The organism is Marinitoga piezophila KA3 (assembly GCF_000255135.1).
GTDB lineage: Bacteria > Thermotogota > Thermotogae > Petrotogales > Petrotogaceae > Marinitoga > Marinitoga piezophila.
Genome location: NC_016751.1, coordinates 1,577,716 through 1,594,952, shown reverse-complemented (window position 1 = coordinate 1,594,952; position 17,237 = coordinate 1,577,716). Strand labels below are relative to the sequence as shown.

The following is a 17,237-nucleotide window of genomic DNA, read 5'->3' as shown; positions in this document are numbered from 1 at the left end:
CTAATCTTTTTGGGAAGTTCCGCTTTTCTCTTTGATTTCTTCAGAATGTTCACTTAGAGCAATATGCCCATTTATAAGTTCTCCTAATCGGCTTTGAGACTCAGTTTTAATTAAATGACTTTCTTCATCTAGTAATTCTTCAACCTCTTTTAAAAGCTCATTTGCCTGTTTGATCTTATCAGCAATTATTCTTTCAATCTCTTCATGATTATATTGTTTCCCTTTCATACTATCATCCTCTTTGTTTAAACTTATTTTTCACATATGAATTATAACATACTAGTTTATCTCATGTCAAATAATTATTAAAAAGTCCTAATAATTTTACAAATAATTAATTAATCAATGATATATTAATTTAAAAAACACCACCTTAATTGGTGGTGTTTTATTTCTAAATCTTAAATTTTTTAAGTCTTTCGTTTAATTGTTCTACAAGTTTCGATAAATCCATAGCTTTTTCACTGACATTTTCTATTTCCAGACTTTCGTCCTCAATTTCTCTTGTTATATCTGATACTTCTTTTGATATTTCCAATATCATTTGTGCCGTTTTATCTGTAGCTGCAGCCATTTCTTCTGTTGAAGCACTTTGTTGTTGCGCACTTGCTGTTAAATCTTCTACTCTTGCATTAATGCTTTCAACTCTTTCAAGTATCTCTGAGAATTTTCTTTGAATTTCATCTGCACTTATTTCAACCTGACTTATAACTTTTACAGTATCATCTGTAGCCTGATTGGCTTTTGCAGCGCCATCTTTTATTTCATTTAATATTTTGGCTATTTCTTCAGTAGCCTTTCTACTTTCTTCTGCTAACTTTCTAATTTCATCAGCAACAACAGCAAAACCTTTTCCTGCTTCTCCAGCTCTTGCTGCTTCTATTGCTGCATTTAGAGCAAGTAGATTTGTCTGTTCGGTTATACTGGTAATTGTCTCCACAATTTCTCCAATATTCTGAGCTTTTTCAGCCAAAACTGCAACCGTTTTTTCTGTTTCCTTGGATTTTTTTACTGCATTATCTATAATTTCAGCAATTTTTATAATTGATTTTTCTCCATCCTGCGTCAATTGAGTTGTATTATTTACTGATCTTGAAATTTCAGCAGCGGTTTCAGAAACATTTTGAGCTGCTGTAGAAACTTCATTTACTCCTGAAGTTAATTCTTCTGTTGTTGCTGAAGCATTTTCAGAATTAGATTCAATTAATTGCGATTTTTTTAATACATTATCATTGAGAGAAGCCGTTTTTTCTGAAATTTTCGCTAAAATTTCTGAAGATTCTTCTATTTTTTTACCAGCTTCAAGCATCCATAATGTTGTATCTCTTAAATTATCTGACATATTTTTTAATGAATTTGCTATTAAGGCTACTTCATCTTTACCTTCAATTTTAAAATCCACAGTGAAATCTCCAGAAGCAAATTTATCAACTTTTTTGCTGAGATTTACAAGAGGATTGGTAATTTTCCTGGAAAAAATTAGAGACAATAATATTGAAATTAAAATAATAATCAAAGACATAAAAATCAGGGAATTTCTTATCTTTTTAGATGCTGCAAATGCTTCCTCAACAGAAACTTCTGAAATAAACGCCCATTTTACTTCTTTAAATTGAAATGGAGCATAAGCACTGAGGACTTTTTTCCCTTCAAAATTATTTGATACCATCCAGCCTGTTTCACCTTTTAATGCTTTTTCTACAGGCTTTGTATTGGCTTTTTGAGTTAATAATACCTCTTTATCTGGAAGATTGCTTCTTAAATATTTATCTGTTCCCACGATATATGTAATACCGGTTTTTCCCATTCCACTTTTATCTTTTAAAGCAGATTCAAGATAATTTGTATCAATATATACTATAAAATATCCAGATACTTCATCATAATCATTTAAGATTTTTATTCCTGCAAAAAAACCATATTTTTTATTGCCGGCATTATATTTACCTATATCTGAAAAATGTACTTTTGTATCTCCAGAACTTTCTAATATATTAAATAAAATTCCAAGTTGAGTATTTTTATATTTTCCATTTTTCAAATTTGTAGCAAAATCTTCATTCTTTTTTACAGAGTATAGTATATTTCCGTCTTTTGACACAAGATAAATATCATAATAAATATCTTTTGTATCAACAAATTTCGTTAAAAGAGGATGTAAATCTTCATGGGTTGAATTGTAGGGATATAAATCTGTTTGTGCAGCATCTGAAATTTTTGATTCATCGAAATTTTCATCGTAAAAAAAGTTTATCAGCTTTTCTCTTTCTTTATAAGGATTTTTTTCATAATATACTTCTCTTAATTCTTTTAAGAAATTTTCAGTATCCCCCATACTTTTAAACATTGTTTCCTGAGCTACAATATCATTAAAATCCTGCATTATTACTGGAAGTTTTGAAAAATACTCAAGATCTTTTTCTATTAAAGATAAGGTGTTTTTTAAAAACATACTCTTTGAATCACGCGCAACTATCAATTTACTAACAAAACTTTCTTCCAAAGCATTTTGCGATTGAATAACGCTATAAAAAAGAAAAACAGAAAAGGAAATAATAAGTATGAGAGAAACAAACAACAGAATCTTTCCGTTTATTTTCATTATTACCCCTCCCTGAAATAGAATACCCCTTCATATTTAATATTATAACATATTTTTTACTATTATTTTTCATCTGTAAAATTTGAAAGAATATACTTTTCTGTTGTTTGAATAAATATAATATCTCTTAAATTAGGACTTTTATATTCAGAAACTCCTGCAATTATCATTTTATTGTTTATAAATCCTATATCTGTAAAAATAGTATCCTGTTTTTTTATAGAAAAACTTTTTGCCCAGATTTTTTCTCCGTTAAAGTTGAATTTTGCAATAAATCCTTTTCTTATTAATGTATTTTTATCTCTAACCCAGCCAACAGTATATATATACTCTCCTTCTTTTATAGCTTTTACAATATTTATATCATTTACAAATGGAATAATTTTCCCATATGTTTTAAATCCATTTGAATCTAATCTAACAAAATATGGCTGAAGGACATCTCTAAATGATGTTCCAATCACAATAAATTCATTTTTAGAAATAGGAATTATATTTGAAACAAAATCGTCCTTTGAAGTACCTGCTGTTAAATCCCAGATTTTTTCACCTAATTCATTGGTTTTTATTATATAAAAGTCATATCCTCCATTCCCAAATGATTTTGTAGATCCTGCTAAAATAAATGAATATGGATCCAATTTTATTATTTTGGATGCAAATTCAAGATCATATCCTCCATACTCTTTTGACCATATTCTATAACCTGTTAAAGAATATTTTGAAATTTGTATATTTGTCTCAGAGCGATCATTCCCAATTGTACCTGTGGTGTATATGTATCCTTCATTTTTATCAAAATAAAAGTCTTCAAACGAATCCCTTTTGGTACTTCCAGCAAATGTTTCCCAGAGAATTTTTTTATCTTTTGTATTTAATAAACATAAATACATATCCCCGCGAATATCTTTTTTGCTGGAAAAACCTATAATCATTGCACTTGAGTCATCTGTAACCTCTATCTTTTTTCCATAATTTTCAAATTTCTCCAAATATATTTTTACATCTGGATTTGAAAATTTAAAATCAATTTCACCATATAATAAGTTCAATATTTTATATTCGGGATTTTCGCCATAACCTGTAAAATATACTTTTTCATTGTTGATATATAAATCCAAAAGCATCTGATCTGCTGCCATATTTAGCCTTTTTAAAACAAAGTCCATTTTGCCTGTTAAAAATTCTTTTTCAGAACTTTCAACTTTACGTTCATTTATAACAGCTATTACTTTCCAGATATATCTTTTTTCTGGTTTTAAATTTATTGTGTATTCATTATTTTTTATATTTTTTATTTTTTGTTCTTTTATATATCCATTTCCTATTTCTTTTAAAAATATCTCATATCTTATATTTGTCGCATTTTCTGAATGTGGCATTTTCCATTTTAGTGAAACAGTATAAGTATTTATAATATCTCCATTTTCAGGATATAAAAGTATAGGTGTTGATATTAAACTTTCTTTTGTTTCATTTTTTAATATATTTTCATCTGATATAGTATTTTCAGCTATGATTTCATTATTCTCTTTTTTACCGATATCGTAATCATATATTTCAACAATTTTATTGTAATTTCTGTCTTTTAATATAAATACAAAAGTTTGTCTTTCTGTTTTTATAACTTTTGAAACAATTATATTCCCCTGAAAATAATGTTTCCATATTATATTACCTGAAAAGTCCTGAGCATATGTGTATTCACCAAACACATAAATGATATTGTTTATTATTTTCACATCTAAAAAATCAGAAAAACTTTTAAATTCAAGAATTCTTTTGGTTTTATAGTTATAAAGCTTTAGATAGTTTTTTTCATAATATATAATATATCCATTTGAAATCTTTATTTTTTCTGCATAAAACGGTAATTTTATCATCTTCCCAGAAAAATCAGACATTATTAACGAATTTGCATTTTTAAAAACAATTATATTATTATCATATTCAAGTATTTGACCGGGAATTTTAAATTCTTTAATTATCTGGCCATTTAAATCAAAAACAGAAAAGTTTTTTTGGGTTTTTACTGCAAAAAAATCTTTTTTAAATATTACACTTTCTATTTCTGAATCGAAGGATATCCTAAAAACCACACTTTTTCCATTTAATTTTTCCAGTCTTTTGCTGTTGTATATAAATATATTATTATTGCTATCAATTTTAATACTGGCATATATGTTATCAAGATTAATTTGGTTAATTAAATTCCCACTTGAAATATCAAATAATTTTATGTATGAATTATTTAAAAGATATATAAATTCCCCTTTAATATCTATATCTACAAATCTTTCTTTTAATGAAAATTTTATTTTTTTATTTTCATCATATATATCTATAACGTTATTCCCAGCAGTAACAGTATAATTTTCATATGAAAAAATTTGAGTTTTATCCTTCACAAAAGCTACCCATATTAACTCGCCATTATTGTATTTTCTTGTTTTAAATTTCAAAATAGGGGTTTCATATATTTTTTCACCATTTTCTTTAACAGCAATTTTCCAGAAATATGTTGTTTCCGGTTTTAAAAATTTTACCGGATATATATTTGTTGGAAGATTTTCATTATACAAACGGGGAGAATTATTCTCCCCTAAATATATATCATATGTAATTTTTTTATTTTCCGTATTTTCAAAGTTCCATTTTAATATTACACCTGTTGGCGAAATGCCTTCGCTATTATTTTCTGGAAATATACTTTTTAATTTAAGTGATTGTCCAAAAAAGAGCTGGAATAATATAAGATAAAACACAAACAAAATATATTTTTTTATAATAATCACCACTCTTTTACTATTTTAAATCTCTTTGTTGGTGAATTTTCATTATTGACTATAACAATTTTAAATCCTTTCGAAACAATATTACCGGCTCTATCTTCAGCTTCGATTATAATCCTTGTTTCTGAATCTTTAAGCTCCACATTGTTTTTAGTTATAAAAACCTTTTTTACATATTCTTTCTTTTTAAATTCATCAAGCGTTAATGCTGGCGCATCAAGTGATTTTATATGTATATCTCCGTTTATATCTACATCATTAACCAATAATCTTACTGACTTTATTTCAACATCATCTGTAACCATTGCTTCTATATTAACAATTGTTGCACCTGAGGATAACATATTTGGTTTTATAATTGTTATCTCCGGAGCTTTTCCCCCAACTTTTATTTCCTTTTCTAAAGTTACTGTATTTGATGCTCTATCAGTTGCTGAAATTTTTAACTCAAGTGTATCGCCAACAGGATATCTATATGCTTCAAATGTTTGCGTTGTAACCGTAGCATCCTTATCGTGTTCATTGTATTTCATTTCAACTGGAGAAAGTGTTGAATCTATTAAATTACCTTTATGATATAAGTTTATTGAATATTCGCTTAAATCCTCTTTCCCTTCAGCATCTATATCTTTTATATATGCCATTATATCAAATGTACCTTCTACTGTGTCATATGCTTCTTCCGAAGGAAGTAATTTAATAATAGGCTTTCTAACAACCTTTAAGTCTTTTTCCAATTCTGTTTTATTATCAATATTATCTTCAGCTGTTATAAGTATATGTAATATTTCCCCATCAGGGATTTCATCTATAGGATATGGTTTTAATGATATTAATTCTATTGACTTATCGTTTAATACATTAATTTTAAAAGAACTCATTAAATCAAGGCCATCATTTAAAATACTAAATTCAGGATTTCTTACCACTTCTATTTTTTCAGAATTATTTATCATAATCGTCAAACCTTTTAAATATACATCATCTGAAATTTTTAAATGAAAATTAAAACCGCTATCTATAATATCAGAATTAGGCTCTACTAACTGAATAACAGGTTTTTGATCCTGTTTTAACGTACAACCTGCTACAAATAATATCAGGATAATTATCCCCAATAATATACCCCTTAGATTCTTCATTATACTGCCTCCCAACCTATTATTTTAATTAAATTTTTATTAGTTCATCAAGATTGGCTAACCATAATAATAGCGATTGAACTTTTGAATCTTCGAACTCTTCATTTTCAATTTCGCTTTTTAATGGCTTTATATGCATATATGAAATTATTACTTTTATTATATCCTCAAACTCACTTAAATTATATTCTATTAACCCATCAAAATCTATTAAATTTAACTCATAATCTGCAAGCAATCTCGAAAGGCCAAAATGCAAATCTTTCATTTCCTCTATTATATCGCTTATAAACACATCAAGTGTGCTAAAATTGCCAAAAACTTTATCCTGATAAATTCTTAATAAGAATCTTGTTATAAACAGTCCCTTTCCATCTTTCCATAAATATCTCGCCAATAATGTTGCAACTCTTTCGCCTAAACCATAATCTATACCACTTAATAATAACGCATTTGTAATTAATTCTAACCCAGAAATTTCCTCATTTATTTCATCATTTAATAAACTTTCTATTTCAATGTTATTTTTCTTTAAATTTTCATACAATCCTAATTTATCAATAAACCCTTCTTCATCAAAAGAATTGATTAGTGGTATTGTATACTTTTCATCTGCTATACTTTCTAAATAATCTACATACTTTTCAACCTTATCCAATATTGAAACCATATTTCCATACAAACCATAGTTATTTAACTCATTTGCCAGTTGTTTTGCCTTTTCAATTTCACCTTCTGAAATATATGCAAACATTAAAAATGTTTTTGCTGAAACCATAAATTCAGTATCCTTCAATTCGTTATAATATTTTTCTATATCTTCATAATTACCTATTATAGATAATATTTTTATCAAAAATAAAGCTATTAAATTTTTATTTTCTTTTTTAGCAACATTATATGCTTTCTTAGCTGTATCATAAGATTTTATATATTCTCCTATATTTCTATAGGCAATTGCCAATTCGTGTAATATATAATCTGTTTCTGAAATTTCTGCAGCCTTTTTAAGCACTTCTACAGCTTTAAGATGTTTTCCCAAACGTGCATAGGTAAATCCAAGATTATATAACAATTCCACATTTTCAGAATCTATTTTTAATCCTTTTTCCTGAATTAATGCAGCATCTTCATATCTTTGCAATTGATTGAATAATATTCCAAGACGAACATATGCTGCAACAAATCCCGGATCTTTTTCAAGAAGCTCATTAAGCTCCTGAATAGCTTCAGAAAATAACCCATTTTCAATATATACATCAGCTATCTTTAATTTTGGCAAAAGGAATTCAGGATTCAATTCAAGGGCATTTTTATATGCTTCAAGAGCTTCATCATATAATTTCCTTTCAAACATAAGGTTACCAAGTTCAAAATGACCAAGATGAAAATTTGGATTCTTTACAAGAGCTTCTTTCAATTCAAGTTCAGCTAATTCTTCCTGCTCGCTTTTTTTTAACAACAAAGCCCTATAAAAGTTAAAACGATAATCTTCACCACCAAGCTTTTTCGCTGCATTAAGATAATAATTTGCCTGTTCAAAGTCATCTTTATTAAGCGCTTCTTTAAATGCTTCATAATAGAAATATACAAGGTAACTCTTATAATATTCATCTTTTGATATTTCATATTGAGCTTCCAAACCCCTTAAGATGACATCGAGAGGCAATTTGTTTTTATTTGCAACCTTTTTCATATCTTCAACAAGCACTGGCAATTTTACTGGAAGATTATATAATTTTGCATATTCTGGTTTTAAATCAAGATATACAATTGCATATTTGTAATTTTTCATAAAATACCTCCTGTATTTTCATTATCGAGTTTCATAACATAAGCAATTATCTTTGCCACAATGGAATACATATCTTCTGGAATTTCTGAAGGAATATCCATTGAATACAGAGATTCCACTACTTTTGTATTTTTCATTATAGGAATATTGTTTTCCTTTGCTATTTCAAGTATTTTTTCAGCTATATGATTTATGCCTTTTGCAATAACTACTGGCACTTCATCTGTTAGTTCATCATATTTCATTGCAACAACCTTTTTATCCATATAAACCATCTCCAGAAAGGTTGGAATCTTCTTTTAATTCTGTAATCTTTAATCCTCCAACGGTAAATCCTTCTCTTCTTATTTCATCAATAAGCGTCTCTATTTTATCTGAAAACTTTTTGTTTTCTTTTTCAATTTCAAAGGAAAGATTCAGGGATTTATTGATTTCATATATAATACATTTGATATTTCCAAAATTTCTGGTTAATATGGAAAAGGAGATCCTTTTTACTTTCACTGTATTTTTAGTATGTTCATCTATTTTAAACTCATTGCCTATATTAAAAAATATTGGAAATCCGAAAAGTGATAAAAATATAAAGTTTTCTTCTGGTTTCATATTTGAAAAATTTTGATATGCATTTATTGCGTTTTTGACGATATTATTATGTGTTTGATTTTTTAGTATAGGAATATCTTTCTTTTCTCCTAAAATATCGTTTTCTTTTTTAATATCTTCATTACCCTTTCTATCTTCTTCTTTTTTTATCCCTGCATTATCAATGATTTTACTTTTATTAATATTTAACTGTTCTCCCTTATTTTCAAAACTCTGAATTTTAGAATTTTGAAAATTGTCATTATACTTTTGTTCATTATTTTTAGAAATTGTATTGCTTTTTTTAAGTTCTTCTTTTAAATCGGTTATAATCAAACTTTTTATTATATTGGCACTTTTAACAGGATCTGGAATCTTTAACGATTTATTATTTGTTAGAGAATTATATATCTCTTTTAAAAATGACATTAGGAAATTTTTCTGGCTTTTATTAAAAACTATCTTTTCCTGAATATTTTCATCGGATTTATAAACTTCTTCATTAAATGTATTAATGAACTTTCCAAGCCAGAATAAAAATTTTTTTGTGTTATTATTTATTGAATTATCAGGCAAAATTAAATCAATGTTATTTTTAGCGTTCAATAAATTAAAATGTATATACTTCCCATCTATTTTTAAAATTTCTCTGGTCTGTACAATATCTTTTTTTTCGCTTTCATTATTTAAGATATTTATATAATCACCGGGTTTTATATCTTTAAAATTCTTTCCGGGATTTTTTATAATAATCTGTTTGTTGTTATTAATCTTTAAATGGACAATATCAGAATCTATGGCTTCTACAATAGCCAGTAATGTTTTTATATTCTTCTGTTTTATCAATTCTTTAAATAGGTTTATTCCAAAAATATTTACCTCATTTAAAATATTAATCCCTCACTTTAATATCTCATAATCCTCCGGATAATCATATACAACCTTTCCAAATTTTCCATCTGACAATTCCTTTAAAAATGTACTCATGGCTCTTTCTATATCGTATTCATTTCCAGACTTTATAAAGTTTCTTTTTTTAGCAAACATATTTAAAAATTCATAATAGTCCTCCGGCGGATTATCTCCTTTAAGCGCTGTTTTTAAAATCTCTGGATATTTTTCCTTGAAAAAGTTAAATCCATACTCTATTGCAAACTCTTTTTCATCATCTTCTGGTTTTACTGAACCAATAAGTATTAATTTATAGAGAATTTTTTTATTGTATATATCAGAATATAAAATTCCAGGTGTATCAAGCAACATAAAATTATCATTCACACTTATCCATTGAACGCCTTTGGTAACTCCTGGTGTATTTCCAACGCGTAATGATTTTTTACCTTTTAAACTATTTATTAGCGTAGATTTACCAACATTAGGAATTCCAGCAACCATTACACGCAATTCTCTAAACTTTTTAGGAAATGTTTTATAAACAACTTTAGTTAAGAAGCTTTTTATACTTACCTTCTTTAAAGAAGTTTCTAAAACCTTATATCCTTTGGATTTATAATAATCTTTCCAGAATTTTAACTGTTTTTCGTCTGCAATATCAATTTTATTAAACAATATTATTCTATCCTTATCTTTAAATAAATCCTCAAACTCATAAGCCCTGCTGGCATATGGAGCTCTAGCATCAACTAATTCCAGAACACCCTGAACAGTTTTTAAATATGTTTTAATTTTCGATTTTGCCTTTTTTATATGACCGGGATACCACATAATGTCACACTCCTTTTTGTAATAACAAAAAATCCGGGAAGTTCCCGGATCTTGTGGTGCCCCCAGGAGGAATCGAACCTCCATTTGCGGATTAGGAATCCGCCGTTCTATCCATTGAACTATGAGGGCGCATATATTATTAGAACCAAATATAATTTTACCAGAATTTTTTTGTATTTGCAATAAAGGAAATATAAATAATTAATTAAAAAAACTATAGAATTTCAATTCTGCAAATTTTTAATTAGTTTCTCACTTTCGATGGATTTTCAAAGTTCGTTTTTATAAACCACACATTCTACTCTTCAATTATACCATATCAAAACAAAATGAGGCTTTCGCCTCATTTGATTAATTCCAGCAATTTTTCTTCATTTTTTCTCGTTGTTTTTTCCAGGATTTCTCCTGTTTTTTTGTCTGCTGTTATTTTCCCTTTTTTTAATACCACTATCCTGTCTGTTTTTTCTATTTCACTTACATCATGACTGGCTAAGATTATTGTTTTTCCTTTTTGACTTAGCTCTTCCATTATTTCATATATCTTTATTTTCGTTTCTATATCCACTCCATTTGTCGGTTCATCAAGTAAATATATTTCCGCTTCTTTTATTAATGCCCTTGCTAGATTTAATCTCCTCTTCATCCCCGTTGATGCTTCCATATACTTTATTTTTCTGGTTTCATATAGCCCCATTTCTTTTAATCCTTTTTCCACTTTCTTTTTTAATTCTTTTCCTGTTAGGTTGTTTAACATTCCAAAGAAGTTTAGATTTTCTTCTAAGCTTAATCTGTAATAGAATGACCTTTCATTTGATGTCGCTATTGATATTAATTTTTTTATTTGTTTTGATTCTTTTTTTATGTCATATCCTTTTATTGTTATTTTTCCTTTATCCGGTATTATGAACATTCCTATTGTTTTTATTAATGTTGTTTTTCCTGCTCCATTTGGTCCAAATATTGTTATTTTTTCTCCTTTGTTTATTGTTAGATTTATATTTTCCAGCGCTTTTATCCCATTTTTGTATATTTTTGTCAGGTTTTTGATTTCTATTATTTTTTCCATTGTTTCACTTCCTAATACTGCGATATTGTGCCATATTTCCTGGCTTTGTTAAATGATTCTCTGAACCAGTATATCCCTATTGGTAATATTATTGCTGTCATTATTACCAGGATTATTATATCCTCTTTTATTTCGTATAGACTGTATCCTTTTATTAATGTTTTTCTCAATCCATCCATTGCATATGTTGTTGGCAGTATATACGATACTCCCCTTATCCATTTTGGCAATATTTCCACCGGATAGTATATCCCTGAAAACATTCCTGTTAAGAATGAATATACCCAACTTACTGGATCTCCTTTTTTGGTTAGCATTATGAACCCTGCACTTAATAATCCTATTCCACTTAAACTTATCATTGTTATTATCAATAATATTATTGATGCTATTATATTCATTTTTATTTCTACATCAAATGTGTATATTAAGAATATAAATACTATTCCTGTGTTTATTATTGTAAATACCAATCTTGAGAAGATTGTGTATATAAATACTTCCCATAATGGTGTTTCCGACAGGAGCAGGTATTCTATTGTTCCCATTACCTGCTCCTGTCTTATTACACTTTTGAATGTTGTTAAGGAGAGAGTAGTGTAACTCATGAATACGCTTCCTGATATGAAATATGCCAGTATGTTTCCTCCATACTGCTCTATCATTGGAAAGTAATTCCCCTGGGCTATAAACCTTCCCATGAATCCAAATTGCAATAATCCTAAGAATCCACTCAGTATCCCCAATACTGCCTGTGTTTTGTAGCTTTTCCATATTAATATATCCCTTACCAGAAAATACAGGAATTTTTTTATTTGTTTCATGTTCAGGAATCACACCAATCCCAGAATCCTTTGTCTTCTCCTTTGCAACTCGCATTTTGCTCACATGCTTGATTAAAGCATTCGTCACAATTTTCAACTTTGTCTTTTCCAAAGTCACAGAATGAGAATAAATTTTCTTCTCTTGGTTCATTTACGAATTCCATTTTTTCGCCTCCTATATGTTTTTTCTGTTAATACTATCATTTCTTCCAGATTATATTTTATTGGAAGGCATCTTTCTCTTCCATATTCTATTACGCCATATTTTTCTGCCAGCACTTTTCCCAGTATGCATCCCCCCATACAATATGGCAATACTTTACAATTTTTACACTCTTCATCAAATGGTTCTAAGGCTAACCATATATTTTTTCTGTGATTTAATTCTACTTTACCGTTTTCCTTTAATTCACCTATTTCTTTTGATATTCCGCCTATTTCTCCCCAGCATTTGTATAATTTCCCATCTGCATCAATTACAAGAGAATTTACACTGGTTGCATCGCATCTTGCCTGATTTATTCTTACAAATGGATTGAAGTTATAATATTCTATTTTTTCTATTATATAATTATATAATTCACTTTCCACTTTCGCAAATTCTTTTAATGTAAATGATTTTAATTTATTGTTATCTGCCATTTCTCCCTGTCTTAAATCTATTTCAACTTTTAAATTATCTTCTGATATTTTATCTATCAATCTTTTTATGCTATTTACATTATGTGGAAATACATTTATTCTTATTTTTACAAATATTTCTTTTGATGCTTTTTTGATATTTTCATATATTTTTTCAAATGTCCCATTTCCATTTTTTAATATTCTTAATTTATTATGCTCTTCTTCTGTTCCATCAAGAGTTATTATTAATTTCCCTACTCCAGCTTTTTTTAGTTCTTTTATTGTCGTTTCATTAAGTAAATAACCGTTTGTTATTATAAATGCATCGTATTCTATATTTTCTTTTTCACAGATATTTTTTATATTCTTGCTTATTTTTAATATCTTATTTTTTTCAAGTAATGGTTCCCCACCCCAGAAGGTTACGCTGAATATTTTTGGCTTTTTTTCTTTTATTTTTTCTTTTACCAGCATTATTATTGAATCTATTGTTTGTTTTTTTATATTATTTATTTGAAATGGTTTTTGACTTATTTCTTTTGCCTGACTTTGATAACAGTATTTACAATTGAAATTACAGTTTGTGGTCATGGTTATTGTTAGATGAAAATATTCATTTGAAAATTGAAATTTTTTATATTTTGCTATTATATCGCTTAATTCGTCTCTGTCATTTTCTATTATGAATCCACCTTTTTTTAATATACTTATCTCTTCTTCATTTTCCAGTTTTCCGTTTAATATTTTTTTTATCCTTTCGGCATTCTTTTTTTCAACTTTTAATATTGCATTTGTTATTCCATTAAAAAGAAGAAGACTTCCGTCTTCTTTTTCTATAATGGTATTGTATCTGGAAGCTTTCATCTAACCACCATCTTTTTTTCAAACTTTTTTACCTTATACCATAATTTTATAAAGCTTTCTGTTTCTCGCTTTTCTTCAGGACATCCTCTATTTCCATTTAATGCTGCATTTCTACACCCACCATGACATAATGGTAATATTTTGCACTCTTTACAATTTTTATCTTCATATCCATTATGACTATGCCATTTTAAATGTTTTTTTGTTTCCAGTTTTATTTTTCCGTTTTCTATTTTCCCCATTTCCATTCCTTCTTCTACTGCAACTGTACATGGATATATTTCCCCTTCCGGTCCTATTACCATATTATATACATTATCAAATTCACAATACATATCTCCATTCAATATTGGCAACATTACTTTATAACCTCTGTTTATTGCCATTTCATATAATTTTGAGAGTTTAGTAAATGAATTTTCTTTTCTAAAATCTCTTACATGTACATGAAAATCTTTATTTTTTTCAGATGCTTGAAATATCCATCTAAAATATATTTTCATTCTTTCTTTTGGAAATTTTTCAAGATACTCAAACAATTCTTCTATTTTATCATAATTTTCCGGACCAACATTTACCCTTATTGATACATTTGTTTTTTCTGTATTTTCAAATAATTTTTCTATTCCTTTTATTATTTTATCAAATGTTTTTCCGCCACCTATTAATGGTCGATATTTATTATGTGTTTCTTCTATTCCATCAAGAGTTATTTGCACATTTTTTATTTTTAACTCATCAAATTTTGATACATCTATATAATTTAATAAATATCCATTTGAGGACATTGATGAAAATAATTCTGCTTCACTTTCTCCTATTATTTTCATATTTATATGTTCAATAACTTTAAAATTCATTAATGGTTCTCCACCAAACCACCCTATTGAAATCGTTTTTTTGTTTTTGCTTATATTTATAATATAATCTGCTATTTCTTCCGCTTTTTCTATTGTCATTATTTTATTTCTTTTTGTTTCATAACAGTATATACAATCAAAATTACACTGAAATGTTGGTATTATTGTAAACATTGCTTTTGAATTATCAAAACGCGCTTTATAATTTCTCATCTTTATTTCTTCATATTCATTATATCCTTCTTCTACTATATAACCACCATATTTTAATTGTTCAAATAATTCTTCATCAACTATATTCCCTTTTAATATTTCTTTTATTTTTTGAACATTTTCACGCTTTACTTCTGCTATCGCTCCTGTTCTTAAATTAACCAATACTGGAACTTCATCTATTTCTAAAAAATAATTGTAGTATGATTCCTTATACATTTTTTCACCTGCCATGTTATCTTTATAAGAACTTATTTTCATTAGTTTTCAATTATTTCTGTTCTTATATTTTTTGTTATAATAATTTATATATTTAAAAAAATATAAAGTATTTAATTAATGAAATTTATTTAGACAATTTAAATTACATCTCTTATTTTGAATTTTACCATTTCTAACATGACTTTCAAGTGTTTTTTAAAGTAAAAATTCATTATTCATCAGTATTCCAAAATCACATTTTTGACTTTTCCAAAAATTTTAAATATTTTTCAATATACCAATTTTTTTAGCTATTCCTTTTATTGTTCCTGTTTCCTTACACGTTGTAATAATTTCATGTGCTTCCATATTGTTTCATCACCCTATTCTTCTTTCAACGAGTTATATTTCTATTTTACTACCCATCAAAAATTTTTTCTTTCCAGGAGGGCAATTTTTTACCCTTTTCCTTATAAAGGGGCAATTTATGTTTTTTTTCGGAAAACACTTAAAAACTTTTATTAAAATACATTTATATACCAGGTTCAAATGAAAAATATAAAATTCTCCATATTATTTATTTAAACCTAAATATAATATTATTTTTAATCATTTTCATCAAATAAAATCAGAAAGAACCAATTTATTTTACCGTATACACTAAAAAACTATTATAACAATTTTGTATTTTTCCAAATGGTTTTCAAAGATAGTATAAAATCTTTTCTTTGTTCTACATTCAATTTAGTGATTAATTTAATAGTTTCTTCATATATTAAGGTTTTTTCTGTGCATTCTCTTTCAACAACATCAAATTCCGTTTTATTATTTATATATGAATAATGGTAACATGCTCCACCACATAAAAATAAAAATGGGCATTTATTGCATTTATGAGTTAGGCTATTCATATGATAATTAATAATATTTTTTCTTAATTTTTTTATATGATAATTTATATCTTTAATTTCAAGATTATTTATATTACCTAAAAGAAAATCTTTTTCATCTGTAAATCTAGGACATCTATATATATTACCATTTGTAGCTACCGAAAAATAGGTTAATCCTGCATTACAATGGTTTATTTTTTTTATTCTAAATAATATATTCATTAATACTCGAGTTATGTTCGTTATATCAATGTATTCCTTTTTTAATATTAAATTATAATAATATTCAAATAATGAAGATAAACTTTCTAAATATTTTTCAAAATTTTCTTGTGACAAATTATAATCAGGTGCAAAAGTAAATCTTCTAAAACCTAAATTTTTGAGTTCTTTTATACTCTTTAATATATTATAATTTTTATTATTAATTGTTATTCTTGCATTCACTACAAATGACTTTAAAAGTAATTCGAAATTATTTTGTATTACTTCAAAACTTCCTTTACCATTAATAAATTTTCGATTAGAATTATGAAGCTCTTTTCCTCCATCGATACTTAATGTAATTTGGAATTTGTACTTTTTCATAAATTTAATTTTTTCAAGGTCAAACAATGTTCCATTTGTTGTTATTAAATATTTGATCTCTAAATTATCACTTTTTGTTTTCTCTGCATAGTCAACTACTTTTTTTATCAAATCAAAATTTAAAAGTGGTTCTCCTCCAAAAAAAGCTATTGTTATTTCTTTATTACCGTTTTCTATTGCAGAATTCAATAACAGATCTACAGCCTTTTTAGCAATTTCAAATTTCATTACTGTTTTTCCATCTTTATAATATCCAAAATTTGCAAAACAATAATCACATTTTAAATTACAATCATTTATTACATTTAATGCTAAAGTTCTTAAACCTTTTTTATCTATAAAAATCGTTTCATCTGCATTTTCTATATTTTTTATATTATTTTCTTTTTTTATTATTATATTGTTTCCGTCAAATACATATTTAATAGAATCAATCTCAAAATTCCAAACTCTATTCATAAAA

14 protein-coding genes and 1 tRNA gene are annotated in these 17,237 nt (G+C 26.8%); all 15 read right to left on the bottom strand.

Annotation, left to right across the window (positions count from 1 at the left end; all coding sequences use genetic code 11):
• The 15 genes from MARPI_RS07485 to MARPI_RS07420 all read right to left on the bottom strand — a co-directional run bounded on the left by MARPI_RS07485 (nucleotide 1) and on the right by MARPI_RS07420 (nucleotide 17,233).
• Nucleotides 1–228, bottom strand: a complete 228-nt coding sequence (locus tag MARPI_RS07485; RefSeq protein WP_014296988.1) for a hypothetical protein — start codon at nucleotides 226–228, stop codon at nucleotides 1–3.
• A gap of 166 nt (nucleotides 229–394) precedes the next feature.
• Nucleotides 395–2,602 carry a methyl-accepting chemotaxis protein gene (locus tag MARPI_RS07480; protein WP_014296987.1) on the bottom strand — a complete coding sequence of 736 codons (2,208 nt, stop codon included), beginning with the start codon at nucleotides 2,600–2,602 and terminating at the stop codon, nucleotides 395–397.
• Between the two features lie 62 nt (nucleotides 2,603–2,664).
• The gene (locus MARPI_RS07475; protein WP_014296986.1) at nucleotides 2,665–5,397 is read right to left on the bottom strand and encodes a hypothetical protein; all 2,733 of its coding nucleotides are present in this window, start codon (nucleotides 5,395–5,397) and stop codon (nucleotides 2,665–2,667) included.
• Nucleotides 5,394–6,536, bottom strand: coding sequence for an Ig-like domain-containing protein (locus tag MARPI_RS07470; RefSeq protein ID WP_014296985.1), 1,143 nt, complete (start codon nucleotides 6,534–6,536; stop codon nucleotides 5,394–5,396). The genes MARPI_RS07475 and MARPI_RS07470 overlap by 4 nt, the downstream gene beginning before the upstream one ends.
• Before the next feature lie 28 nt (nucleotides 6,537–6,564).
• Complete coding sequence (locus MARPI_RS10785) at nucleotides 6,565–8,331, bottom strand: tetratricopeptide repeat protein (RefSeq protein ID WP_014296984.1); 1,767 nt, start codon at nucleotides 8,329–8,331, stop codon at nucleotides 6,565–6,567.
• A complete protein-coding gene (locus MARPI_RS07460; RefSeq protein WP_014296983.1) occupies nucleotides 8,328–8,597 on the bottom strand; it encodes an EscU/YscU/HrcU family type III secretion system export apparatus switch protein in 270 nt (89 codons plus the stop codon). Before MARPI_RS07460 ends, MARPI_RS10785 begins: the two co-directional genes overlap by 4 nt.
• Complete coding sequence (locus MARPI_RS07455) at nucleotides 8,590–9,762, bottom strand: hypothetical protein (RefSeq protein ID WP_014296982.1); 1,173 nt, start codon at nucleotides 9,760–9,762, stop codon at nucleotides 8,590–8,592. Before MARPI_RS07455 ends, MARPI_RS07460 begins: the two co-directional genes overlap by 8 nt.
• A gap of 54 nt (nucleotides 9,763–9,816) precedes the next feature.
• The gene (gene ylqF / locus MARPI_RS07450) at nucleotides 9,817–10,641 is read right to left on the bottom strand and encodes a ribosome biogenesis GTPase YlqF (RefSeq protein ID WP_014296981.1); all 825 of its coding nucleotides are present in this window, start codon (nucleotides 10,639–10,641) and stop codon (nucleotides 9,817–9,819) included.
• Nucleotides 10,642–10,695: 54 nt separating this feature from the next.
• Nucleotides 10,696–10,770 (bottom strand) — tRNA-Arg (locus MARPI_RS07445).
• A gap of 214 nt (nucleotides 10,771–10,984) precedes the next feature.
• Nucleotides 10,985–11,707 carry an ABC transporter ATP-binding protein gene (locus MARPI_RS07440; protein WP_014296980.1) on the bottom strand — a complete coding sequence of 241 codons (723 nt, stop codon included), beginning with the start codon at nucleotides 11,705–11,707 and terminating at the stop codon, nucleotides 10,985–10,987.
• 11 nt (nucleotides 11,708–11,718) lie between these two features.
• Nucleotides 11,719–12,531, bottom strand: coding sequence for an ABC transporter permease (locus MARPI_RS07435; RefSeq protein ID WP_014296979.1), 813 nt, complete (start codon nucleotides 12,529–12,531; stop codon nucleotides 11,719–11,721).
• Between the two features lie 2 nt (nucleotides 12,532–12,533).
• A complete protein-coding gene (locus MARPI_RS11140) occupies nucleotides 12,534–12,695 on the bottom strand; it encodes a hypothetical protein (RefSeq protein WP_156865423.1) in 162 nt (53 codons plus the stop codon).
• Entirely contained in the window at nucleotides 12,679–14,019 is a 1,341-nt protein-coding gene (locus MARPI_RS07430; RefSeq protein ID WP_014296978.1) for a radical SAM/SPASM domain-containing protein, read from the bottom strand. Before MARPI_RS07430 ends, MARPI_RS11140 begins: the two co-directional genes overlap by 17 nt.
• On the bottom strand, nucleotides 14,016–15,311 hold the full coding sequence (locus tag MARPI_RS07425; RefSeq protein WP_041638561.1) for a radical SAM/SPASM domain-containing protein: 1,296 nt from the start codon (nucleotides 15,309–15,311) through the stop codon (nucleotides 14,016–14,018). The genes MARPI_RS07430 and MARPI_RS07425 overlap by 4 nt, the downstream gene beginning before the upstream one ends.
• A gap of 653 nt (nucleotides 15,312–15,964) precedes the next feature.
• On the bottom strand, nucleotides 15,965–17,233 hold the full coding sequence (locus MARPI_RS07420; RefSeq protein ID WP_014296976.1) for a radical SAM/SPASM domain-containing protein: 1,269 nt from the start codon (nucleotides 17,231–17,233) through the stop codon (nucleotides 15,965–15,967).
• Nucleotides 17,234–17,237 lie beyond the last annotated feature (4 nt).

Coding starts and splice junctions, on each gene's coding strand:
- MARPI_RS07485 (WP_014296988.1), bottom strand. CDS start 228: ATGAAAGGGAAACAATATAATCATGAAGAGATTGAAAGAATAATTGCT.
- MARPI_RS07480 (WP_014296987.1), bottom strand. CDS start 2,602: ATGAAAATAAACGGAAAGATTCTGTTGTTTGTTTCTCTCATACTTATT.
- MARPI_RS07470 (WP_014296985.1), bottom strand. CDS start 6,536: ATGAAGAATCTAAGGGGTATATTATTGGGGATAATTATCCTGATATTA.
- MARPI_RS10785 (WP_014296984.1), bottom strand. CDS start 8,331: ATGAAAAATTACAAATATGCAATTGTATATCTTGATTTAAAACCAGAA.
- MARPI_RS07460 (WP_014296983.1), bottom strand. CDS start 8,597: ATGGATAAAAAGGTTGTTGCAATGAAATATGATGAACTAACAGATGAA.
- ylqF (WP_014296981.1), bottom strand. CDS start 10,641: ATGTGGTATCCCGGTCATATAAAAAAGGCAAAATCGAAAATTAAAACA.
- MARPI_RS07440 (WP_014296980.1), bottom strand. CDS start 11,707: ATGGAAAAAATAATAGAAATCAAAAACCTGACAAAAATATACAAAAAT.
- MARPI_RS07435 (WP_014296979.1), bottom strand. CDS start 12,531: ATGAAACAAATAAAAAAATTCCTGTATTTTCTGGTAAGGGATATATTA.
- MARPI_RS11140 (WP_156865423.1), bottom strand. CDS start 12,695: ATGGAATTCGTAAATGAACCAAGAGAAGAAAATTTATTCTCATTCTGT.
- MARPI_RS07430 (WP_014296978.1), bottom strand. CDS start 14,019: ATGAAAGCTTCCAGATACAATACCATTATAGAAAAAGAAGACGGAAGT.
- MARPI_RS07425 (WP_041638561.1), bottom strand. CDS start 15,311: ATGTATAAGGAATCATACTACAATTATTTTTTAGAAATAGATGAAGTT.
- MARPI_RS07420 (WP_014296976.1), bottom strand. CDS start 17,233: ATGAATAGAGTTTGGAATTTTGAGATTGATTCTATTAAATATGTATTT.